Source organism: Bacillus sp. WC2503, assembly GCF_052682895.1.
In genome coordinates, this window is the sequence record NZ_JBQYMD010000001.1 from 1,443,464 (window position 1) to 1,466,986 (window position 23,523).

Genomic DNA, 23,523 nt, shown 5'->3' on the forward strand with positions numbered 1-23,523 from the left:
TTGTTTGGCAAAAGGGGAAAATACACAATGAAAAAACCAATTAAACTATTTAGTTCTTTATTTATGACTCTATTACTCTTATTTTCGTTTGCTACGGCTTCATTTGCCGATAGAGTACTAATTATCCAAGACTTACCGAAACAAGCATATCGCTACGGTGTGGGCGCTTATGAGGGCGTTGTTGCACATAGTACTGCAACACCAGAAGCACCAGCAATTAACATTCGAAATTATGAAGCTAGAACATGGAGAAATGCATTTGTACATTATGCTGTAGATTGGAACGAAACAGTCCAAATTGCTGATACTAAATATGTTGCTTATGGTGCTGGACCAGCTGCAAACAAAAGATTTGTTCACGTAGAACTTTCTGAAACTAGCAACCCAGATAAATTTAAATCTTCTTACGAACGTTATGTAAAACTATTAGCTAAGATTTTAAAAGATAGAGGGATTCATCCAAGCAAAGGTTTATGGACACATAAAGATATTACTTACAAATTAGGTGGAACTGACCATGAAGATCCGATTAATTATCTTCGCAGTCATGGTGTATCAGAATCACAATTCAGAGCGAACGTACAAAAGGCGTATGAAGGCGCAACAGTTACAGTTAAACCAAAACCACAAGAACCATCTCAAAAAGTTGTAGGCGCAACAGGAGTAGCTTACATTGATGGGTTTAACGTAAACCTAAGAAGTGGACCATCAACAAATCATGGTACTATCCGTCAATTAAATAAAGGGGAATCATATCAAGTATGGGGAAAACAAGGTGATTGGTTAAATCTTGGCGGTAACCAATGGATTTATAACAACCCTTCTTACATTCGATATGAAGGGGAACAAACTAATACTTCAAGTTCTGTAGTAGGAAAACGTGTTGTTTCTAAAGTGGACGACCTTCGTTTCTATGACTCTGCTTCTTGGTCTGATAAAGATGTAGCAGGAACGGTAGATGAAGGGCTTAGATTTACTATTGACGCTAAAGTATCAGTGAATGGTTCACCACAATACAAAGTACACAACAGTAAAGGCACAACATACTATGTAACTGCAAATGAAGCCTATGTGTATGTAAAGTAGGGGAACCGCCAGCATCTTGGAATAAAATCATGCTAAGCAAAAAAATACAATAAGCTGCCCATATGGACAGCTTATTTACATAATTATTGTTATCAGTAGTAAAATTTAACTCAAAAATAGCTAATTTTATTAGTTGTTGAATGTCTGAAAAAAATCAAACTAATGATATTGTCGAGATCCTTTGGTAACTTCTTGCTGTGATGACTATCATAGTGACTTTTTCTCCAGCAACCATTATTAGTGGTTAATTACCATAGGGACTTATTTTTGAAATTTGCTATTTTTTAGAAAGTATGTTAATTTAAGAAAGACCTATTTTTGTTCGGTTTGAGATTAAAAATAAATTTTGTTTTTCGTCTAAGGTATTTGAGCAAGGGTAGTAACATATGTGTGGGTATCCACACTAGGAGGCAACAATTATGGAACAAGGTAAAGTAAAATGGTTTAATGCAGACAAAGGTTTTGGATTCATCGAGCGTCAAGGTGGAGAAGACGTATTCGTACATTTCTCAGCTATCCAAATCGACGGTTACAAATCTTTAGACGAAGGACAAAGTGTAACGTTTGAAGTAGAACAAGGACAACGTGGCCTACAAGCTACTAATGTTCAAAAAGCTTAATATTAGTTCATGAAAGACCCTCTTGTAGGGTCTTTTTTTGATTTTGTTATAATATTCCGAATACAACTTTTTAAGGGGATTTGGAGTGCTTAACTTTTAATAAAAAAGAAGATGTTAGGTGTATCACCACATCGCTATCAAGCTAAGAAAATATAACTACCTCCAGAACAAGATTTTATGCTAATTTGTAATAAAAAAGCTCATTTTTTTGTTTTGGGGCTGATTTGTATTCTTAAGTTGATGGGCATGGGGTATCACCAGCATTCCGGAAAAAAACCACGCTAAGCAAAAAATAAGCTGTCCAGATGGACAGCTTATTTACATAACTACCGTTATTGGAAGTTACTTAGCATTTTATATCAGTAGTCCTCTAATATAAAAAAAGATCATCCAAAGGATGATCTAGATAACACAGTATTCGAAATAAGAGATTAAAGTGTACTAACCCAGTATGATTCTATATTTTGTTCTTGTACTTTTTGCATTAGTGTTTGTACGGCAGTATCTGGCATGACTTTATGTTTTCTTAAATTTTCTTTGTCAGGTACAATCCAGTAGAATTCTAGGTGAGATTCTTTTGATGTAGGATTTGTTTCAACTTCTAATGTATCACTATTAACTTTAAAGACATGATTAATTTCGTAATGTTGTGTATTCTCATCTTTCCATTGATTTTCAATTACACCAAGGAACTTTTCAATAGAACAAGGAGTTCCTATCTCTTCCTCCCATTCTCGTATAAGTGCATGTTGTACTGATTCTCCTAATTCAATATGTCCTCCTGGTAAAAAACAATGATGCCCTTTATAGTGTGCTACTAACAATTTTCCATCTTTTATAAGTACGCCTCTTGCAACATGGTGAAATTGAACCTTCATGTTTTTCCTCCTTAAATTGCTTATCAGATATTAAATTCTTTTAGAAGTAGTGAAATCCCTTTGTATAGCGTATACATGATTGGTTAACATAACGTCTCATTATTGGTAGCAAGAAAAAGGCGAATTCCTCTTGAAAGTAGGGATTCGCCTTTTTCTTTTTCTATAACCCTATTCATCTTTTTATACATTCCTATCCTGGTGCGATTTTAGGGTTCTTGTTTGTTACTGGAACTGTATAAAATCTTGCATACTCTTAGCGTGTTTTTTTCCGAAATGCTGAGGGCACCCTTTTTCATTTTTTAACGTTAAAAAATGGGATTTTTCTATATTTACCCTATTTTAATTTGACTCACGTCAAATAAAATGCTATAATAAGAGTATAAAGAAAAGGAGGTGAACAAAGTGGATTGGATGATAATCTTATGAACGATAACAGCGTTCATAACAATTTACTCTCAACTTTCTTCTGGTGTTAAAGACACAATTGATATTTACTACAAAATCAAGGAAGAAAAAGAAAAGAGTCGCTCCCGCCAAGAAAACGACTCTGAGTAAGACACCGCAAGAGAGGGAAACCTCTCTCGTACCTAAGATTATATCACATGACACTATATTTTATGAAAAAAGTCATTTTTAGTAACATACCAATTGTTGTGATTTTAGGATACATCTTGTATCAAATTGATTATAACAATTTACAAACATTAGATTACATCTTCATCGTACTGTGTATACTTGCATTTGTAATGATGGTGTTTAATTTAGTAACTACCTATATCAAGGGAAAGCAGGAGAAAAAGAATGTATAAATTTGAAACCAAAGACGATTTAATTCGTTTTATTCAAAATGAAATCGTGAATACTTCGGAAGCATTAGAAATTTTGGGTTGTTCACGCCAAAATTTAAATGTAATGGTGCAGAAAGAAAAAGTGAAACCAATTAAAGAAATGTCACGAGATCGATTGTATTTTAAAGAAGATATTATAAAAAGCAAAGAGCAAATGAGAAAGTAACCCATAAATCGACGGGTTACTTTTTTTATGCCGTTCTAACATAAAAAATAAGTTACGGATAACTAAAACATGAATATGTGAAATAAAAAACTTTATCAATTCGGTAGAACCCCTTTTTATATTTCTTTGATACTTACTAAAAGGAATCTTATTTTTAAAACAGAATAGTTATATTTTGAAATTACTTTTGTATTTATTAAAGAGGGGGTGAATTAGTGTTTAAATTTATTTGGGCAATTGCATTCGCTCTAATTATATTTTTTATTGTACGAAGTACGTTTATACCCTATATAGCTTCTAATGAAAATATTGTAGCTTTATTTGTCATTTTTACAGTAGTTATTATTAATTCATGGATTATTGATTTAATAAATCGTCTATATAAAAAGAAAGCCGAACTAGATAAATAGTCTAGTTCGGCTTTCTTTTTATTTTGTATATTTCATAACCTTTGTATCTGTATATACTTTCTTACCGTTTTTAATTGTATCCGTTACTGTTTTTACATAATGGTTAACTGCATCAAGATCTCTATACGCCTCAGTATGGTAATACGTAATAGAAGGTTGATTAAAATACATTAATCCACTTGCAACTACTTGTGCAGTAACCTGTACTGGTTTCCAAGGAATATAAGAAGATAATCCATTTACTAAAATAAGTCCTACATTATAACTGTCTTTATTAATCCTATTGCTTGAATCTTTGCTACTAGCGTGTTTCCAGTTGAAGCTACCATCATTAATAATTACTCCTTGTACATTACTTGTACGGGTCTCAGTCCCTGAAACCTCCCTATTAATAACGTTTTCGTTTTCATCAAATTTTACTGTTTCACTGTATAACACTTCAAATTCTGAATTTGAAGTATCCAAAGGGGATGTCACACCTGCAAATTTTGCTGGTGAATTAGTAGATTCAGGTGCTTTAGGTGAATCTGCATACACATTACCTGCGCCCCAACCAGTACCAGCTAACATACCACCAACTAGTAACATTGGGATTGCCTTTTTCTTTAATAAGTTTTTATAACCCATAATAACATCTCCATTCATTTGAAAAAATTATGCTATTTTACCGGTATTTTCTAGCACACTTCCGATACTAACTTACAGAAATCTTAAAATAAACAATTTTCAGATAAAAATACTTACAAAACAATTCGACACCCCTTCTTAAAGCTATACCCTTACTGGGCTTATAATGATTTTTATATAAATAATTTCATCTTTACAATCTAACGATTTACCGATGTTTTTACGTCAATTGATAAAAAATACATTTAATATTCTGAATATTTTTTTATAAAATTGTTTTTTACAACTTATTACAATTAAACTTTGTTATGATTGATTTTATATAAACTAAATAAAGGAGATTGCGATATGATAATTCTGAATAATGAAAAAGTTACTAAACTATTAAATGAATGGTATAAAGTTATTCTATCTAAACAAATAACAAAAGCGACAAGAATGAAAGAAGAAGTTGATGAAAAGATTAGTGTCTTAATGGTCGAACAAAACCGAGATCTACAAGATCAAAATCTCTTATTGTATTATTCTCTATTGGATTATAGTTATAAAGTGTTAATAAATAAATCATATGTAACTCGTAGTGATTTTGATGCAGTTGAAAAACTTACAACAAAAACTATTGATGAGTATTTAAAATACTACTACCATTTCTATAAAGCTGTGCATAACACCATGATTGCTAACTATATGGAAGCTATGGAGCAATTTGAAGAAGCTGAACGACTTTTAGAGTATATTCCTAACGAAATTGAAAAAGCTGAATTTAATTATAAACTTGGTGAACTATATTACCATCTTCAACAACCTTTATTAACAATTAAGCATGTCATGAAAGCAAAAGACATATACAAAAAGCATGAAGACTATGTAATAAATCAAATTGAATGCGATACAATCCTGGGATTGGCAAGTGTCACTTTAAGTCAGTTTGAACAAGGAGAAGAACTTTTTGTTAGGTGTTTGGATATGGCTAAAAAACATAACTGTACTCGACTAATTACCTTAATTCAATACAACTTAGGTTTTCTTTATGCAAAACAAGGTATATCCGCAACTGCAATTCGGCATTTAATGGATGTCTATAAATCTGAGAGACCTTACCATAAAACTGTGTTCTTATTGGCTCGAGAACATTTCAAAGTAAATGAAATTGAACAAGCACAAGAATTTTTGACTCAAGGTTTTGAATTAGCTGACGTTGAATATACACATCATTTACGAATACTTCGAGCACAATACGATGAAAATTATAAGCAGAATCTAGAAACAACGATTGCAGATGGACTAGATTACTTCGAATCCCAAAAACTTTATGGATTTATGGAAGAGTACGCTGGAATTTTAGCGAAAAAACTTTATCAAGAAGGTAATCATGAGAAGGCTAGCCAATATTTTAATATATCTTATGATGCTAAAGAATTACTTCAGAAGGGAAGTGCGTTAAAATGAAAAAAGTACTAATGGGATTTGTTAGTTTTGCTGCTGTTTTAACTATTGGAAGTTTTGCAGAATCTAATACATCACAAGCTGATCATGGTAGACCGCCTGCACCACAAAGACCAGATTATATTTCTAATGTGGCCGATTTTGATCACGGTAGACCACCTGCGCCGGCATACGAATACGGCGATACTTATATTGATCATGGTGAACATATATAAAACAAAAAGAGGACGTGATATATACGTCCTCTTTTTGTTTTATTTTAATTACGACCAAAGTATATTTGAAATAATATAAGGGATAATGTTCTAGTATATCAATTTCATCAACAATAATGTCTGGGTGTGGATTGCTATCAAGAAACTATCCGAGTGCCAACAGGAAAAAGTGTTAGTTTCTCATATAAATCTCATAATTGAGAATTGGTTTAAATAACCGGTGCACCAACAGCAAAATGCGATTCATATATTTGCACACATTTTGCTCACATTTTGTTCACGTACTATATAAAAAAATATGAAAATCTATAAAAATAATTATTTCAATAAAATTTATTCTAGATATTAAAAAGTGCCAAAACCCTTGTGGTATAAGGGTTTTGGCACTTTTGTGTTTTTTATATTTTATCAAATAAACAATCCTAAAACTGCTCATTCTTCTCCCAAGATTCAACGATATAATGAGCAATTGTGGGGTTATATCCTTTTCCAACTAAAAACATAATCGCAGCGACTTCTGTTAAAGCGTGTTTATGTGAAGTATGTTTCGCTTCATTTAAACCATAATCTACCCAAGGTTTTACGAAATCTAATACAGGTTTCTTTAAAGGTAAAAATTGTGTACCGACAACTTGTTGAATTTGTTGTTGAGTCGGTTCTGTAATAGGCCCAGGTGGTAAAATTTGTGGTTGTGTAATATCTAAAGTCGGACCTGGTGGTAAAATTTGTGGTTGCGTTGGATCAATTGTTGGTGGTTTAGGTGGTGAGACACGTGCGTCGTAGTTGGGTTGATACATTTGTTGTTGGTATTGTGGTTGTTGTGGCTGAGTTACATACGGATTTTGTTGTTCTTGAGTTTGCGGTGCTGCATATGGATTTTGAGGATATTCATAATTTGGACGTGTGTCATATGGATTTTGTTGTTCTTGAGTTTGCGGTGCTGCATATGGATTTTGAGGATATTCATAATTTGGACGTGTGTCGTATGGATTTTGTTGTTCTTGAGCTTGCGGTGTAGCGTATGGATTTTGTTCGTATTGTTGTTCTGGCTGTTGTAATTCTTGTTCCTCATATTGTTCTGTATATCTTTGTTCCGGTTGCTGAGGGTAAAATGGTTGTTGTGGATAAGGTGGTTGATTATTATAGAACATGTTTATTCCTCCTTCATGATGATGCCTACCACCTAGTGTATGGGCGGACAAGAAAATATGTGATGAAAAAAGGCGGGCGTGTTACAATAAGAAACTGGGTGAAGATAAAATGACAAAACAAGAAAAGATTAAAAAAACAATTACTTTTGTAAAAAATATTTTAGAAAAAGATGCGAGTGGGCATGATTGGTATCATATTGAGCGCGTACATAAACTGGCGATTTCTTTATCCGAGCAAGAAGGAGGAAATCGTTTTATAATTGAAATGGCAGCATTACTTCACGATGTGGCAGATGAAAAGTTAAATGAAAGTGAAGAAGCAGGAATGAAAAAAGTTTCTGATTGGTTAGAAGAGTTACATGTAGATGAGGAAGAAAGTAAACATATTCTTCATATCATCGTCAATATGTCTTATAAGGGTGGGCATGGCGGCGCAGTTGAGTCAGTTGAAGGGAAAATTGTTCAAGATGCAGACCGTTTAGATGCCCTTGGAGCAATTGGGATTGCACGTACTTTTGCATATGGCGGAGCGAAAGGGAGATTAATGTATGATCCAACAATTCCGCCGCGTGAAGTAATGACGAAAGAAGAGTATAGAAAAAATAACGATCCATCTTTAAATCATTTTTATGAAAAACTTTTAAAATTAAAAGACTTAATGAATACGAACGCAGCAAAACAAGAAGCTGAAGTTCGTCATTGTTATATGGAACAGTTTATAGAACAATTTATGAAAGAGTGGAATGCACAAATATGAAAATGTTAACTGTGGAGAACTTATCGAAATCATACGGAGAAAAACCGTTATTTGATGGATTATCATGTAGTATTACAGAAGGACAACGTGTCGGAATTATTGGTGTAAATGGTACTGGTAAATCAACATTATTAAAAATTATTGCAGGGTTAGAAACTCCTGATACAGGTGAAATGACGCATTCACGTGGATATACAATTAGTTATTTATCACAGCAACCAGAGTTTGATGAAAAACTAACAGTATTAGAGCAAGTGTTCCATGGTGATACACCTTTAATTCGTCTTCTTCGTGATTATGAAAAAGCACTATTAAATATTGAAAAAGATCCAAGTAATGAAAAAGTACAGGAACAATTATTTGCAGTGCAGCAACGTATGGATGCAATGAGTGCATGGGAAGCAAATGCAAATGCGAAATCTCTTCTAACGAAATTAGGAATTACAGATTTCACTGCAACTGTTGGGAATTTATCTGGTGGACAGAAAAAACGTATCGCAATGGCACAATGTTTTATTGAAACACCTGATTTATTAATTTTAGACGAGCCTACGAACCATCTTGACCATGAGACAGTTGAATGGTTAGAAGAATATTTAGCAAGATATACAGGGGCGGTATTACTTGTAACCCATGATCGTTATTTCTTAGATCGTGTGACGAATCGTATTTTTGAATTAGATAATGGTAAACTATATAGCTACGAAGGAAACTATAGTACATTTTTAGAAGCGAAAGCACTTCGTGAAGAGCAAGAATTGGCACAAGAATCCAAACGCCAAAATTTATATCGTCGTGAACTTGCTTGGATTCGCCGTGGTGCAAAAGCCCGTTCTACGAAACAAAAGGCGCGTATTCAGCGTTTTGATGAGTTAAAGGAACAAGAAGGGCCAGCTGCAAAACAGTCAGTTGATATTGCACTAAGTGGAAGTCGTTTAGGAAAGAAAGTACTTGAGTTAAAAGATGTAACGAAAAAATTTGGCGATAAGACGGTATTACATAATTTTAATCATATTGTGAAACCAGGCGATCGTATCGGAATTATTGGGGCGAATGGAAGCGGGAAATCTTCTCTATTAAATATGCTTGCAGGCAAGTTATCTCCTGATAGTGGTGAAGTTGAAGTAGGACAAACTGTAAAAGTTGCTTATTATACGCAAGAAAATGAAGAGATGAATTTAAATCAGCGTATGATTGAATACATTAAAGAGATTGCAGAAGTTATTCATACAACAGATGGAAAAGTAATTGGTGCATCTCAAATGTTAGAACGTTTCTTATTCCCGACGCATTCACATGGTACACCGCTTGGTAAACTATCTGGTGGTGAAAGAAGACGTTTATATTTATTACGTATTTTAATGGGGGAACCAAACGTACTATTACTTGATGAACCTACGAATGATCTAGATACACAAACATTAACAGTACTAGAAGATTATTTAGAAGATTTCCCAGGTGTCGTTTTAACTGTATCGCATGACCGTTACTTCTTAGATAAAGTAGTAGATGAACTGTTCATCTTTACTGGCGGAGGAGAAGTGCGTGAGTTCCTAGGTAGTTATACAGATTATTTAGAAATGGAAAAAACGAAAGAACTTATTGAGAAAGCGGAAGTTCAAAAAGAGAAAAAAGTAGTAGAAGCAGCTCCAAAACAACAACGTAAACGTAAACTTTCATACAATGAGCAGCGTGAATGGGAAACAATTGAAGATACAATTGCCGAACTAGAAGAGAAAATTGAGTCAATTGGAGAAGAACTTGCGAAAGTTGGATCTGACTTCACAAAGGCACAAGAATTATCTGAAGCACAGCAGAAAACAGAAGAAGAGCTAGAAAAAACGATGGAAAGATGGAGTGAACTATCAGATATCGTTGAAGGATTAAAATAAAAACAAGCTGCATATATTGAAAAGTAAAGAGAAAAACTTTACACTATTGGTAGAACCTATTTTAGGAGGGAAAAAATGAGAACATCTAATCCAATGTTGAAAAAAGAGGCATTTCGTAAAGAGGGAGCAAGCGCTTCTGCGATGACTATTGGCGGAACAGTAGGCAAAACGTTTATCATGCTTATCTTGCTACTTGCAACGTCTGTCTATTCATACATACAGATGATGCAGGGTACGATGAAAATGCCAGTGTTAATTGGTGCATTAGTAATTGCGGCAATCATCGCATTTGCATCTATCTTCTTCCCGCGAATGGCACCAATTGGGGCGCCAATTTATGCGGCGGTAGAAGGAGTTGTATTAGGAAGTATTTCAGCAGTTTATACAATGAAATTTGGCGATTCTATCGTTTTAAACGCTGTATTACTTACAATTTCAATTCTATTTGCAATGTTAGTTTTATATGCAACACGCGTTGTAAAGGTAACTGATAAATTCCGTACGGGTGTAATTGCAGCGACAATGGGAATTATGGTTATGTATTTAATCGTATTCTTATTAAATATGTTCGGTGTAACTGTTCCATATATTCACCAGGGCGGTACAATCGGTATTATCATTAGTGCGGTTGTTATTGTAGTTGCTGCATTAAATTTATTACTAGATTTCGATTTAATCGAAAGCGGTGCACGTAGCCAAGCTCCAAAATATATGGAATGGTACAGTGCAATGGGTCTAATGATGACTCTAGTATGGTTATACTTAGAAATTCTTCGTTTCGTTTCTTACTTTACGAAAAATGACTAATGAAAAAATCCTGCATGAAATGTGCAGGATTTTTTTATTTTCAAAGATAAATTGAATGAATGGTATAATGTGGATGTTAGAAGTTTGAATGGAAGGGGATGGAATATGATGAAAGAGAAGAAAGGGATTATGAAAAAACTATTTTCTAAAAGTTTTTTCATAGAACTAGATGATGCTTTAACATATCCGTCAGCAGAATGCATTATTTCAGCCATTGAAGGGTATGCAGCTGAATGTAATGAACTACTAAAATTTGAGAGTAAAGTTAAACCGATTACATTCTACTTAGACGATGCATTGTTTAGCGCTGAAATAAAGATGGCTCGCGGAGGGTATTACATCTCTTGCAGTGAAATATAATATATCTTGAAACCTTACATGTTCATAATATGTAGGGTTTCTTTTTTGCTTTTTTATATGCAAAGTAATCCTTTTTACTTTAGAAATATATAATTTTATCCTTTTTACCCTTCACACATTTTTCTTTACAATGAAGAAAAACATGCGAGGTGGTATAACTTATGATGAATCGAGTTGTATTAATCGGTAGATTGACAAAGGATCCAGAATTATACTACACAAAACAAGGCGTCGCTTATGCACGAATATGTGTTGCAGTGAATAGAGGATTTCGAAATAGTTTAGGTGAACAACAAGCAGATTTTATAAATTGTGTCGTTTGGCGAAGAGCAGCTGAAAATGTAACAGAATATTGTACGAAGGGATCACTTGTTGGAATTACAGGGCGTATTCATACGAATAATTACGATGATGAAAAAGGAAAGAAAATATATAGAACTGAAGTTGTGATTGAGAGTATTACCTTTTTGGAGAGAAGGAGGAAGGGGGCATCGTAATAAAAGGGGATTTTAAGTAATAGCTTCGGAAAAAATTGTGGAAAGTATTTTAATAAATTTAAAGAAGGGGTACTGTCAGCAATTTTGAAGAAAAATACGCTAACGAAAATTATAAATTTAAAATTTTTTATACTGAATATTGAAAGACTCCTCTGGAAATGGTTACTCATTGAAGTGGGATTATTAGATTGGTTCTATTCCACATTTTTCACGGTACTTGTTAATCTTTTGAATCATTGATTTATTAATATTGAAGATAATTATGTGCATATTAATCACATAATTTGTCCCTATCAAAATGAACTTTTCTTGCATCTACTATATTGTTAAGAATATTTTATTTTGAAAGGATGTGATTATATGGCTCATAAATCTACTGGGGTTTTTCGAGTTCCGGTTTCTGAGAATGGTATTATTCCAACTGCTCTCAATATTATGTTAAACAATGATTCACGCTGCCATACTAGTAATGTAACGGTAATTGTTAAGAGAAGTCCAAACACTTTTTTCCCAACGCAAAATGAATTAGTTGAAATCTCTCGTACTATTGTTTCTTTAGGACCAAACAGAACATCTAAGATTGTGTTGTTTACTCCAGAATTCCATATAGAAGATTTTCTTGACGTTATCATTAGAGGAAATAAAGATGATGTTGAGGATGTTCTTGTGTATTCTTTCTTAGCGGACTCAGAAGGTCACAATCTTCCATCTACTGTTTTCAGAAATGAAGAATATACTTTTGCTTGCTAACACCATGATGATGTATATCATACACAAATATATTTGACATAATATGGAATTACCGTAACGAAAAAGGCGAACCTCTTAATTTCATAAAGGGTTCGCCTTTTTTCTTTCTATCACTCTAAGCAATTCCATTAATTCATCTTTCGGAATATCCACAATCAAAATGTCTTCAGAAATCAATTCTCCACCAACAAGTCCCTCAGAGCGCATTCGTATGAACGTTTTTATATATAAATCGTTCTTCTTTCTTAGTAGTATCCTCCAGAGCTTTATTTATTAACTGCACTTCACTTTAAAATGAATGATCTAACTAGGATATAGATACCTCTTTTTATGTAGGGCAAAGAGAACAAATTCCCTCCTTAAAATAAAACCTATCGGAAGCGAACGGTTTTAAAATTTCGTTCCTAATTTGAAATGTAAAAAATGAAATAGTATGGTAGCGGGAAGAAAGTAGTAAAATTAAGCATCCGAGTAGGAGTATAGAGTGATAACATGTTACAATACAGCTAAGAACACGCAATAAAGGAGAGTTTTTTACGTGAAGATTAAAGCAATTGAACCGACGCCAAGTCCAAATACAATGAAAGTTATTTTGAATGAAGTATTACCATCAGGAGCGCGTAATAATTATACAAATGAAAATAAAGAACAAGCACCAGTACAAGTGCAAGAAATTTTGAAAATTGAAGGCATTAAAGGTGTGTATCATGTAGCAGACTTTTTAGCAGTCGAGCGTAATGCGAAGTATGATTGGAAAGTTTTATTACAACAAGTTCGTGCCGTTTTCGGTGAAGAAGTAGTAGAAGAAAGCGAAGAACAGCAACTTTCTCACTTTGGAGAAGTGAAAGTATTTATTCAAATGTTCTTTACAATTCCGATGCAAGTGAAGTTAACAGATGGAACGACGGAAGAGCGTGTTGGTTTACCTGATCGTTTTAAAGAATCAATCATGAAAGTGCAAATGTCTGCACCTAACGTTGTGAAAGAGCGTAAATGGGTAGAGCAAAGTACACGTTACGGTAATTTTGAAGAAATAGGGAAAGAAGTAGTAGAAGAAATTGTTGCTGCTTATTCAGAAGAACGTGTAAATGAAACAGTTAAAGAATTATTAGATCAGGCTGGGGCAGTTGAAGTAACGATTCAAAAGCGTGAGCCATATAAAGTAACAGAAGAGATGATGAAAGATTCTGACTGGAAAAATCGTTTTGCAGCTTTAGAGCAAATGGATCCTACTGAAGAGGATATTCTAGTGTTGAAAATGGCGTTAGACGATGAAAAAGTATCTATCCGCCGCATAGCAACAGCTTATTTAGGTATGGTAAAAGGTGATGAAGTATTACCGTTATTATATAAAGCGTTATTAGATCGTTCAGTAAGTGTTCGTCGTACTGCAGGGGATTGCTTATCAGACGTAGGTGACCCAGCAGCGATGTTCGTTATGATTAAATCGCTGAAAGACCCAAGTAAATTAGTACGCTGGCGTGCAGCTATGTTCTTATTTGAACTTGGAGATGAAAGTGCGATTCCGGCATTAAAAGCAGCGCAAGATGATCCAGAGTTTGAAGTAGCGATGCAAGCTCGTCTTGCATTAGAGCGTATTGAAGGCGGCGAAGAAGCGAAAGGTTCTGTATGGAAACAAATGACGGAATCTCGTAAAGGGGAATAATATATGATTGTTTTCTATGATAGTTGGTGTCCGATGTGTACTGCAGTGGCAGAGCGTACGAAGAAATTAGATAAAAAGGGTAAAATGACATTTGTTTCATTTCGAGATGATGATGTAGTTAAGAAGTATGATCTTTCTCAAGAACTACAAAGTAAGATGGAGCAAAGGATGTATATTTTTAAAAATAATAAATGGTATGACGGAATTCATAGCATAAACGTATTAGCGAAGGCTGTTCCATCTTATTGGTTTGCAGTGCCTTTTATAAAATTATCTATCGTACTTGGATTTGGAAGCAAAGTATACGATTATATCGCTAACAATAGAAAACTTGTCCCAGTTGGACATTGCCGCGGTGGGGTTTGTGAAATCCCTTCAAAAAAATGAAAACGTCACTATCTTTCTTTTGCACCTATTAATAGAGCGTGATATGATGAATTTGGAATGAAAGTTGAAGGAGAGATACAAGATGTCAAATGCTTATGAAGAATACATGCGTCAAATGGTAATTCCAATGCGCCAAGAATTAGTGCGTTCTGGATTTGAAGAGTTAACTACAGAAGAAGCTGTTACAGAATTTATGGAGAATGCATCAGGTACAACATTAGTAGTTGTAAACTCAGTTTGTGGATGTGCAGCTGGTTTAGCGCGTCCATCAGCAGGTCAAGCAGTTGTTCGTGCTGAAAAACAACCTGATCATCTTGTAACTGTATTTGCAGGTCAAGATAAAGATGCTACTGCAAAAATGCGTGAATACTTCGGAGAAATCCCTCCATCTTCACCATCTATGGCATTATTAAAAGGAAAAGAAGTTGTTCACTTCATTCACCGTCATGAAATTGAAGGTGCAACTATGGACGAAATTATTACGAACTTAGAACAAGCTTTCGAAAAGAATTGCTAAAGAAGGGGGAGAGTAAATCTCCCTCTTTTCTTTATATAGAGGTGAAATAATGATAGTAACAACAGCAGGACGAACAAATAAAGAAATGACATCTTATGCAAAAAAAATAGCGACAGAATTAAATAGTTCTTTCGTTATACGTAATGATATACCTGTGCACAAACTGCATGAGAAATATGAACAAGATGTGCTTGTCGTAGGGAAGAACCGATTAGCTATTTACCCTGAAGGTACGGAAGAGTCGTTTTTCTTTCATCCAAACTCAGCAATGTTTCGTGTGAAAAGGTTAATGCGCGGAGAGCACGATCCGTTTGTACAAGCTGCTAAATTAGAGAGCGGAATGACGGTGTTAGATTGTACGCTCGGCATGGCATCAGATAGTATTGTAGCTAGCTATATTGTTGGTGAAAGTGGAAAGGTAACAGGACTTGAAGGTAACGAATATATGGCTTACATAATGGAAAAAGGTTTGCAAACATGGTCTTCATCAGTTGCTGAAATCGATAAGGCAATGCAAAGAATCCATGTAAAGCAAACAGAGCATTTCGCTTTTTTAACGCAATGTGAGGATAATAGTTATGACGTTGTTTACCTTGATCCGATGTTTGAAGAAACTGTCATAGAATCAGATGGAATTAAAGGATTAAAACACTTCGCTTTGTATCATGATATTACTGATGAAACAATTGCGGAAGCGAAGCGTGTGGCGAGAAAGCGTATTGTTCTGAAAGACCATTTCCGTAGTACTAGATTTGAAAAACACAATTTTCACGTATACAAAAGAAAAAGTGCAAAGTTTCATTTTGGCGTAATTGACCCTTGCTAATTGTTTGAAAAGATGTATAATAAGCAATAATTAATTAAATATACTGTCTGTGATGAAGAGAGTAGTCTTTTTCAGAAGGAAAGCGAGCTAGGGATGGTGTGAGCCTAGTGCGGAAGAAAAAGATGAAGCGCACTTCGGAGACGCTTCTTGAACGAATAGTAGAGTAAGCCGAGGTCCCCTGTCCTCGTTATAAACGGGAAAGTGGTTCGTAATGAACAACAAGGGTGGTACCACGGGTTAAAACTCGTCTCTTATATAGAGACGAGTTTTTTGTGTTTAAAAAAATAAGGAGGTTGTAGTATGGAATATAAAACACAGTTTGCGAAAAGTTTATCAAATATTTTTGTAAATGAATTAACGCAAAATCAAATTTTAGATTTAATCGAAACACCGAAACAAGATGAATTCGGAGATGCAGCGTTCCCATGTTTTTCACTAGCGAAGCAATATGAAAAATCACCAGCTATTATCGCAAAGGAAATTGCGGAGAAAGTAAATGATCCGTTCTTTACGAAAGTAGAGGCTGTTGGTCCTTATGTAAATGTATTTTTCAATCGTGAAACTGTAAGTGATGCTGTATTAAAAACGATTTTAGCTAAGAAAGAAGAATACGGTCAAAATTACTTTGGATGTGAAAAAACAGTAGTTATTGATTACTCATCTCCAAATATTGCAAAACCTTTTTCGATGGGGCATTTACGTTCTACAATGATTGGAAATTCACTGAAACATATCGCTGAAAAATGTGGCTATGAAGTTGTAGGAATTAATTATATTGGGGATTGGGGAACACAGTTTGGAAAGTTAATTACTGCTTATAAAAAATGGGGAAATGAAGCAGTAGTTAAAGAGGATCCAATCCGTGAATTATTTAAGTTATACGTTCAATTCCATGAAGAGGTAAAAGACGACGAAGAACTAGAAGAAGAAGGGCGTGCTTGGTTTAAGAAATTAGAAGAAGGTGATGAAGAAGCTGTTGAGCTTTGGAATTGGTTCCGTCACGAATCCTTAAAAGAATTTTCTCGAATTTATGAACTTCTCGGTGTAGAATTTACTAATTTTCAAGGAGAAGCTTTTTATAATAACTTAATGGAAGATTTCATTGGGATTTTAGAGGAGCATGAGTTGCTTGAAGAGTCAGAAGGCGCATTAGTCGTTAATTTAGAAGAAGAGGGAATGCCGCCTTGCTTAATTAGAAAATCAGATGGTGCGACTATTTACGCAACACGTGACTTAACGGCAGCGTTATATCGTCAAAACACTTATGCATTTGATAAAGCCCTATATGTAGTTGGCCTGGAACAAAGTTTACACTTCAATCAATTTTTCACTGTATTAAAAAAGCTTGGCTACAATTGGGTTGACGGCATGGAACATGTACCGTTTGGGTTCATTTTAAAAGACGGTAAGAAAATGTCGACACGTAAAGGAAGAGTTATTTTACTTGAAGAAGTACTTGAGGAAGCAATAGACCTTGCAAAACAAAATATTGAAGAGAAAAACCCAAACTTAAAACAGAAAGAAGAAGTAGCAAAGCAAGTCGGTGTAGGAGCAGTCATCTTCCACGATTTGAAAAATGAGCGTATGCATAATATCGAATTCTCATTAGAAAATATGCTGAAATTCGAAGGAGAAACAGGACCATATGTACAGTACACACATGCGCGTGCTTGCTCTATTTTAAGAAAAGAAAGTGTAGAATTTGAAACGTGTACGTTTGCATTAAAAGATGATCATAGCTGGAGCGTCGTAAAATTACTGAATAAGTTCCGACAAGTAATTGAAGCAGCCTTCAACAAAAATGAGCCATCAATCATTTCGAAATACGTATTAGATGTAGCACAATCGTTCAATAAATATTATGGAAATGTGCGTATATTGGAAGAGAGTAAAGAGAAAGACAGCAGACTGGCATTAGTTTATGCTGTGACGGTTGTATTAAAAGAGGGATTACGTTTGCTTGGGGTGGAGGCACCTGAGGAGATGTAACATAAAAAGGTGTACGTATCATAGTAGATATGTATACCTTTTTTATATTTATAGGAAAGGTATAAGCAAAAGTTTCATTTTTTTAAAACTAAACTTAACTTTTCTTTAAAGTATAGGAATGTCTTTATTAAATGGAGAATTGTAATGTTATATAAGGAGGCGTTAGGTTTGGAAACATACGACTGGAACAGTAAACTAACATATTTAAAAAATACAAGAGATTTATATTACAACGACGATTATGTAAGTTTTTTAGTAAATTCAGTTTGGAAGATTAATAAGCCCGTACATATCGTTGATTTCGGTTGTGGATATGGTTATTTAGGCTTAGTATTAATGCCGTTACTTCCAGAAGGTTCAAAGTATACAGGCATTGATAGTGGAGAAACATTACTTGCTGAAGCGAGAGAGTTGTTTCATCTACTTCCATATGAATCAGAATTTATTGAGGGGGATGCTACAGAAATTGAATTGAACGATAAATACGATATAGCAATCTGTCATGCTTTCCTATTACATATGAATACTCCAAAAATGATGTTAGAAAAAATGATACATGCAATTAAAAAAGGTGGTAAAATAATCTGTTTTGAACCACATTGGATTTCAAATATGTCTTCATATGTCTTAGATGGAGAGAATCAATCGGAAATTATTAAACTAGGTGCTTTGCAGAAGTTATTTGAAAAAGACGCGCAGAGAAACGGTAAAGATGGAAATATTGGCATGAAAATACCGATGTATTTAAGTAAATTAGGTGTGAAAAATATTGAGTGTAGAGTGAGCGATAAAGTGAACTTTTTAGACTCTAGTATGCATCACAATGATAAACACAGTTTGTATCATTCATTAAGAGAAGAGGGGATTGCGGACAACCCGGGTGATAAACAGCAATTTATAGAACGTTTAATGATAAGAGGATTAACATATGATGAAGCATTAGCTCAATATGAAGCAGAACTACGATTTTTTAAAGCGCTCCATATACATTCATCTTTAGTATATGCTCCGAATATGAAAATTACATTTGGTGACATAGAATGTTAAAAGGTAGCAATTTATTGAGGATTGACATTTTTTATCGATAAGTCGATATTCACCGTATAATCGCTGATATATTTGAATTATCGCCGATATAATTTCATGTACTGATTTTGGCCTTGAAAAGATAAGATCCTCAATTCACGTTATTCCATATAATTAAACAAAATACGAAGAAAAACAATCATTTTTACTATATTTTGTTATAAATTCGAATAATATTAAATAATACTATCCATTATAGGAGATTTTAGTTGAATACCTACAATATGATGTGTAAAATCTAAGCAAGTAGCAGTTTAAATAAATATTCGAGGTGAATGCATGCTAGATTTTAAGCAGTTAGAAGCTTGTTTGAAAGACAAGAGATTTGTAGATGGATTACAGGAAATAAATAATGAAATTTCATATATAAAAGAAACGAATACTTTATCCTATGTGAAGACTTGGCTTGCTAATATTCCTTCACATAAGGAGTTTGATATATTAATTCGCCTTACTGATGAAGGGCTTATGCACCAATACAGTTCATTCCTCATTCGCTACGCTTATAAAAAATTCCCAAATATGAGAACGCTCTCTTTATATTGTGATGAGTTAATTGATGAGCGAAAAATCCTTGAAGCAGAACAGTTGTTAAAAGACTCTTTAGAAGAGGCAGATAAAGAAGAAATAGATGACGATTTTTTAGCGAAAACATATTTTACTTTAGTACGATGTTTATTAGAAATGAAACGAAATGAAGAAGCGCTCATTTATATGCAAAAAGCAGAGGAGTACAGTACACGTGCGGTCTTTGATAAATGGGGCTACGTCTATATGCATACAGGTGAATGGGAGAAAGCAGAAGAACAATTTTTAGCTGGAAAGCAGCATAAAGATTGTGAAGAACTATCTACCTACTTATTATCACAGTTATATGCGAATAAAGGGGAACAAAAACATGCATTACAGTTAATTGATGATGCGATTGTAAAGTTTCCACAAGTACCATATTTTCATTTTGAAAAGGTAAAGTATTTATTAGATTTAGCGAAATATGAAGAGATGTTAGAGGTAATAGATAATATTAATAGTACGCTTCCTTATCATGCTTATGAAACTTACTTTGTACATTTACGTGCAGAAGCGTTGTACAAAATGAATAAACTTGTAGATTTACAACAGTTATTAAAAGAAGAAAAAAGTTTAAAAGGCTCTTTATATCATAATTTAGAAAAAAATCCAGATGGAAAAAAGGTTCACCTGCCGATAGTTCCAATTGTACAAAAGGATAATTATTGTGTTCCGACAAGTTTAGAAATGATGTTGCAGCTATGGGGAGAAAAACGTACACAAGATGAAATAGCAGAGTTTATTTTTGATATGACAGGCTCAAAGTTTTCCGATACGGTCTCTTATATTGAAGAGTTAGGCTATGAATATCGTTATTTTAAAGGGAATGAGGAAATTTATAAGATATTACTCGACCGAAAGATCCCCGTTTTATTAAGTATAGACATCGAACATGCTTCACATGTGCAAGTGCTATCAGGATATGATGATACGTTACAAGCTTTTTATGTTCAAGATCCAAACTTTATAGAACCAGTTCTTGTGGAATATAGTAAATTGCAAGAGAAATATCGTTATACAGGTTGTTTGGCGATCACGTTTGTTCCGAAAGAAAAGAAGGAAAAACTAGCATTTTTAAGTGAAGAAGAGAATCATTATTTTAAATCCATTTTCTCTCTTACAGATCATTTAGATGAACAAGATAAAGAGGGAATTAATAACTTAGTACAATTTTTAAAAGAGACGAGTGATAATCGGAATACGTGGTTATATACGATGAAACATTTAGATGTTGAAGTAGATAAAGAATTTATTTTATATTGTATAGAAAAGTTAATGGAAAAGTTTCCGAACTCGGATTTTGTTAAATTGCATGGTGCACAGTGCTTTATTCGTCTTCAAGAAATGGAGAAAGCTGAGCAAATGCTGGCAAGTGTTGAGAAGAAAAATAATCGTGCTTTATATCATTTGATAAATGGAAGATATGCATTTGAACAGGAAAGTTATATAGAAGCGATTACAAGTTTTCGTTCCTCATTACAATTGGACGCAGATCAGCCGATCGCCTGGAGTTTCCTTGCGTTATCTTATATGTATATCGATCAATCTGAAAATGCGTTGCAGTTTTCTCAAGTAGCTGTAGAACGTAGTCCAGAAAGGTTCACTTTAACGAATCACGGTTTAATATTAATAGATTTAGAAAGATATGAAGAAGCATATGAAATCTTTAATAATTTGTTAAGAGAATATAAAAATGAGGCGCATGTATGGTATGAACGAGCGAGATGTGCGCATCAATTAGGGAAATTACATTTAGCGATAAAAGGACTTAAAGTGGCGATTCAGTTAGATAGTAATGCGCCTTACATTTATACGAAACTTTCAGAGATCTATGAATCTGATTTGAAGGATGAGAAAAGCACAAAAGAAATTTTATTAAAAGGTATTGAGAATTGTGATGATAAGGCGTCTCTATATGTAAGATTAGGTGATTATCATTTTCAAAATGATAGTCTGGAAGAAGCAGAAACATTATATAAGCGTGCTTTAGAAGAAGATAATGAAGATGTTTATTCTCATTTCGGACTTACGCAAGTTTATATGGCAAAAGAGCGATATGATGAAGCGAAAGAATATATTCTTGGTCTCGAAACACAAATTGAAAAGAGCCAAGATTTCCTTATGAATGCAGGAATGGTTTTATGGGATGCAGAGGTTGAACTTGGTGGAAATGAAGATGGGTTTAAAGTAGCATTGTCTAAGTTAGAGAGTGGTATAAAGCAGAGTGAATATAATGTAGCAAGTGCGTTAGATGAATATGTGAATCGAATTAAAGGAACTGTATTTGTACAACGAGGTATAGCATTCTTAAGAACGTTACAAAAAGAAAGAAATGAAGTAAGTGAATACAGTTGTTATGCAGGTATTTTACATGAATCTATTGGACAGTATGGCCAAGCGATGAAAAGATATAATAAAGCAATAGAACAAAAGAAAACGGCATTGCCATATTACCGAATTGGTGAAACACTTATGGCATTAGGACAATTGACAGAAGCAAAACAAGCGTATGAAACATGTTTAGAGCTTGATGAAAACTTTTTAGGTGTACATTTACAACTAGCAGAAATATACGAAAAAGAAGAAGACCGTTTCAAAGAACAAATTCATATGGTTCAGGCGATGAAAGAAGAGCCTTTGTATATAAATATGGAATATTTGGCACAGCTTTCAGTAGAAATAAATCTTCAAGAAGAGTTGCTAAAGGAATTAGAACATCTAGCAGGCGAAGTACCCGAAATATGGCGCTTAGATGCGATTGCGTATGTGTATGGAGCGATGGATGAAATAGATAAAGAACAAGCACAGATTGAAGAAGCGCTACAATTAGATAGTGAGCATGCAGAAGTTCTATATCATTATGTAAAAGTATTAGTGAAAAAAAGAGATGCAAAAGCGATTGAAGTTGCAATGAAAGTAATACAAAAAGATGTAAATAATGAACGTATATTTGATGTTTATGTAAAAGCGGTAGAACAACATAAGAAATTGTCTAACATCCGGGATTTTCTTCATACATTAAAAGTGAAAAAAGCAGAAAGAAGTACAGCATTCATGTGTGCAGCAGCTGCGGTTACGGAAAGATGGATTGAACGTCAACAAAATGAACAACCGAAAAAATCTATATTTACGAGAGCTTTTTATCGTATGAAAAACCGGGCAAAAGAAATTTCAATGGTTACAACAATTATTGAGTTATATGAAATCTCATTAAAGTTAAATCCAAAAAATAGTATGGCAGCACAACGATTTGGATTATTTTACGAAAATGTATCGATGAATAAAGAAGCGATAGATGTTCTGCAAACATCGTTAGAAAATAAATGGGATTATGAGGTAGCGAAGCAACTTGTAAATCTTTTCATTGAGTGTGAGGACGAAGATTTGTTACAAGATGCTGTAGAGTTAATGAAGCAATTAGTTCGAGAGCTACCGGATGATTATGATACGCTTCTTATACAAGCGCAAGTATTCTTGAAAGTTGGGGAAGAAGGAAAAGCAGAAAAAATATGCTTACAATTAACGGAGAAAACACCGTTTGTAAGTAGAGGATTCCTTGCTTTAGGAGAAATATACCAAAGTCAAGAGAGATATGAAGAGGCAATTCAGTTATTAGAAGATGCTTCTATACATCATCCAAATGATACGGCAATTCTTCTCTCATTAGCATCTTCATATCATAGTGCCGGCCAAACGATAAAGGCAGAAAAAATAACAAGTGAAGTAGTAACAATGGATACGAGTGATCTGTTAGCAAGATATGATCATGCTTGTTATTTAGCGTTATTAAATAGAAATGCAGAGGCGAAAGAAGAGCTTGAACATGTACTTCGTGAGGATGAATCTGGATTTTTTGCTGAACTTATCGAAGAAGATGAAGATCTAGCAAGACTGAGAGAGTTTGAAAAGTAATTGTATATGTATATAAGTAGTGAAAAAAGGATATAAATAAAAATATATTTTGAATTAGTT

At 34.0% G+C, this 23,523-nt stretch carries 24 protein-coding genes and 1 other annotated feature; of the genes, 20 read left to right on the forward strand and 4 right to left on the reverse strand.

Annotated features, from left to right (window positions below; all coding sequences use genetic code 11):
• The first annotated feature begins 27 nt into the window (after window positions 1-27).
• Together ACUN26_RS07640 and ACUN26_RS07645 are read left to right on the forward strand one after the other, a co-directional pair.
• Window positions 28-1,086, forward strand: coding sequence for an N-acetylmuramoyl-L-alanine amidase (locus ACUN26_RS07640; RefSeq protein WP_016513970.1), 1,059 nt, complete (start codon window positions 28-30; stop codon window positions 1,084-1,086).
• Window positions 1,087-1,505: 419 nt separating this feature from the next.
• Window positions 1,506-1,706, forward strand: a complete 201-nt coding sequence (locus ACUN26_RS07645; RefSeq protein WP_000434820.1) for a cold-shock protein — start codon at window positions 1,506-1,508, stop codon at window positions 1,704-1,706.
• A 431-nt stretch (window positions 1,707-2,137) separates the two neighbouring features.
• Here the strand turns inward: ACUN26_RS07645 and ACUN26_RS07650 are convergent, their stop codons facing one another.
• The gene (locus ACUN26_RS07650; protein WP_016513971.1) at window positions 2,138-2,584 is read right to left on the reverse strand and encodes an NUDIX domain-containing protein; all 447 of its coding nucleotides are present in this window, start codon (window positions 2,582-2,584) and stop codon (window positions 2,138-2,140) included.
• Between the two features lie 602 nt (window positions 2,585-3,186).
• Here ACUN26_RS07650 and ACUN26_RS07655 point away from each other — a divergent pair.
• From ACUN26_RS07655 to ACUN26_RS07665, 3 genes are all read left to right on the forward strand, one after another.
• Window positions 3,187-3,393, forward strand: coding sequence for a hypothetical protein (locus ACUN26_RS07655; protein WP_033660269.1), 207 nt, complete (start codon window positions 3,187-3,189; stop codon window positions 3,391-3,393).
• Window positions 3,386-3,598 carry a hypothetical protein gene (locus tag ACUN26_RS07660; RefSeq protein WP_000276343.1) on the forward strand — a complete coding sequence of 71 codons (213 nt, stop codon included), beginning with the start codon at window positions 3,386-3,388 and terminating at the stop codon, window positions 3,596-3,598. Before ACUN26_RS07655 ends, ACUN26_RS07660 begins: the two co-directional genes overlap by 8 nt.
• Window positions 3,599-3,813: 215 nt before the next feature.
• The gene (locus tag ACUN26_RS07665; RefSeq protein ID WP_016513972.1) at window positions 3,814-4,008 is read left to right on the forward strand and encodes a hypothetical protein; all 195 of its coding nucleotides are present in this window, start codon (window positions 3,814-3,816) and stop codon (window positions 4,006-4,008) included.
• Window positions 4,009-4,026: 18 nt separating this feature from the next.
• Here ACUN26_RS07665 and ACUN26_RS07670 read toward each other — a convergent pair whose 3' ends face one another.
• Complete coding sequence (locus tag ACUN26_RS07670; protein WP_016513973.1) at window positions 4,027-4,635, reverse strand: hypothetical protein; 609 nt, start codon at window positions 4,633-4,635, stop codon at window positions 4,027-4,029.
• A gap of 348 nt (window positions 4,636-4,983) precedes the next feature.
• Between ACUN26_RS07670 and ACUN26_RS07675 the strand changes: the two genes are divergently transcribed.
• A complete protein-coding gene (locus ACUN26_RS07675) occupies window positions 4,984-6,084 on the forward strand; it encodes a response regulator aspartate phosphatase (protein ID WP_016513974.1) in 1,101 nt (366 codons plus the stop codon).
• The gene (locus ACUN26_RS07680; protein WP_016513975.1) at window positions 6,081-6,296 is read left to right on the forward strand and encodes a hypothetical protein; all 216 of its coding nucleotides are present in this window, start codon (window positions 6,081-6,083) and stop codon (window positions 6,294-6,296) included. The genes ACUN26_RS07675 and ACUN26_RS07680 overlap by 4 nt, the downstream gene beginning before the upstream one ends.
• Window positions 6,297-6,718: 422 nt before the next feature.
• Here the strand turns inward: ACUN26_RS07680 and ACUN26_RS07685 are convergent, their stop codons facing one another.
• Window positions 6,719-7,447 (reverse strand): hypothetical protein, encoded by a 729-nt coding sequence (locus tag ACUN26_RS07685; protein WP_000499664.1) that lies wholly within the window; start codon window positions 7,445-7,447, stop codon window positions 6,719-6,721.
• A gap of 109 nt (window positions 7,448-7,556) precedes the next feature.
• Here ACUN26_RS07685 and ACUN26_RS07690 point away from each other — a divergent pair, with 109 nt between their 5' ends.
• The 6 genes from ACUN26_RS07690 (at window position 7,557) to ACUN26_RS07715 (ending at window position 12,510) form a co-directional block, all read left to right on the forward strand.
• Entirely contained in the window at window positions 7,557-8,204 is a 648-nt protein-coding gene (locus ACUN26_RS07690; RefSeq protein WP_000165953.1) for an HD domain-containing protein, read from the forward strand.
• A complete protein-coding gene (locus tag ACUN26_RS07695; RefSeq protein ID WP_000783187.1) occupies window positions 8,201-10,096 on the forward strand; it encodes an ABC-F family ATP-binding cassette domain-containing protein in 1,896 nt (631 codons plus the stop codon). The genes ACUN26_RS07690 and ACUN26_RS07695 overlap by 4 nt, the downstream gene beginning before the upstream one ends.
• Window positions 10,097-10,171: 75 nt before the next feature.
• A complete protein-coding gene (locus ACUN26_RS07700) occupies window positions 10,172-10,903 on the forward strand; it encodes a Bax inhibitor-1/YccA family protein (RefSeq protein ID WP_001260657.1) in 732 nt (243 codons plus the stop codon).
• 105 nt (window positions 10,904-11,008) lie between these two features.
• The gene (locus ACUN26_RS07705; RefSeq protein WP_000975118.1) at window positions 11,009-11,263 is read left to right on the forward strand and encodes a DUF4318 domain-containing protein; all 255 of its coding nucleotides are present in this window, start codon (window positions 11,009-11,011) and stop codon (window positions 11,261-11,263) included.
• A gap of 161 nt (window positions 11,264-11,424) precedes the next feature.
• Complete coding sequence (locus ACUN26_RS07710) at window positions 11,425-11,760, forward strand: single-stranded DNA-binding protein (protein WP_000982002.1); 336 nt, start codon at window positions 11,425-11,427, stop codon at window positions 11,758-11,760.
• Between the two features lie 360 nt (window positions 11,761-12,120).
• Window positions 12,121-12,510, forward strand: coding sequence for a hypothetical protein (locus tag ACUN26_RS07715; RefSeq protein WP_000940649.1), 390 nt, complete (start codon window positions 12,121-12,123; stop codon window positions 12,508-12,510).
• Between the two features lie 81 nt (window positions 12,511-12,591).
• Here ACUN26_RS07715 and ACUN26_RS07720 read toward each other — a convergent pair whose 3' ends face one another.
• A complete protein-coding gene (locus ACUN26_RS07720; RefSeq protein ID WP_001255857.1) occupies window positions 12,592-12,717 on the reverse strand; it encodes a hypothetical protein in 126 nt (41 codons plus the stop codon).
• Window positions 12,718-13,048: 331 nt separating this feature from the next.
• On the opposite strand from ACUN26_RS07720, the gene ACUN26_RS07725 reads away from it, so the two are divergent.
• The 7 genes from ACUN26_RS07725 to ACUN26_RS07755 all read left to right on the forward strand — a co-directional run bounded on the left by ACUN26_RS07725 (window position 13,049) and on the right by ACUN26_RS07755 (window position 23,463).
• Complete coding sequence (locus tag ACUN26_RS07725; protein ID WP_000692595.1) at window positions 13,049-14,176, forward strand: conserved virulence factor C family protein; 1,128 nt, start codon at window positions 13,049-13,051, stop codon at window positions 14,174-14,176.
• A 3-nt stretch (window positions 14,177-14,179) separates the two neighbouring features.
• Window positions 14,180-14,563: a thiol-disulfide oxidoreductase DCC family protein gene (locus ACUN26_RS07730; protein ID WP_000634894.1), complete on the forward strand. Its 384-nt coding sequence runs from the start codon at window positions 14,180-14,182 to the stop codon at window positions 14,561-14,563.
• Window positions 14,564-14,645: 82 nt separating this feature from the next.
• Window positions 14,646-15,080 (forward strand): BrxA/BrxB family bacilliredoxin, encoded by a 435-nt coding sequence (locus ACUN26_RS07735; protein WP_000063703.1) that lies wholly within the window; start codon window positions 14,646-14,648, stop codon window positions 15,078-15,080.
• Window positions 15,081-15,129: 49 nt separating this feature from the next.
• Window positions 15,130-15,906, forward strand: coding sequence for a class I SAM-dependent methyltransferase (locus ACUN26_RS07740; RefSeq protein WP_000637472.1), 777 nt, complete (start codon window positions 15,130-15,132; stop codon window positions 15,904-15,906).
• Between the two features lie 40 nt (window positions 15,907-15,946).
• Window positions 15,947-16,161: a binding site (T-box leader), on the forward strand.
• Window positions 16,162-16,206: 45 nt separating this feature from the next.
• A complete protein-coding gene (gene argS / locus ACUN26_RS07745; protein WP_000456030.1) occupies window positions 16,207-17,895 on the forward strand; it encodes an arginine--tRNA ligase in 1,689 nt (562 codons plus the stop codon).
• Between the two features lie 144 nt (window positions 17,896-18,039).
• A complete protein-coding gene (locus ACUN26_RS07750; RefSeq protein WP_000965873.1) occupies window positions 18,040-18,942 on the forward strand; it encodes a class I SAM-dependent methyltransferase in 903 nt (300 codons plus the stop codon).
• Between the two features lie 318 nt (window positions 18,943-19,260).
• On the forward strand, window positions 19,261-23,463 hold the full coding sequence (locus ACUN26_RS07755; protein WP_000883818.1) for a bacteriocin-processing peptidase family protein: 4,203 nt from the start codon (window positions 19,261-19,263) through the stop codon (window positions 23,461-23,463).
• Window positions 23,464-23,523: the final 60 nt, after the last annotated feature.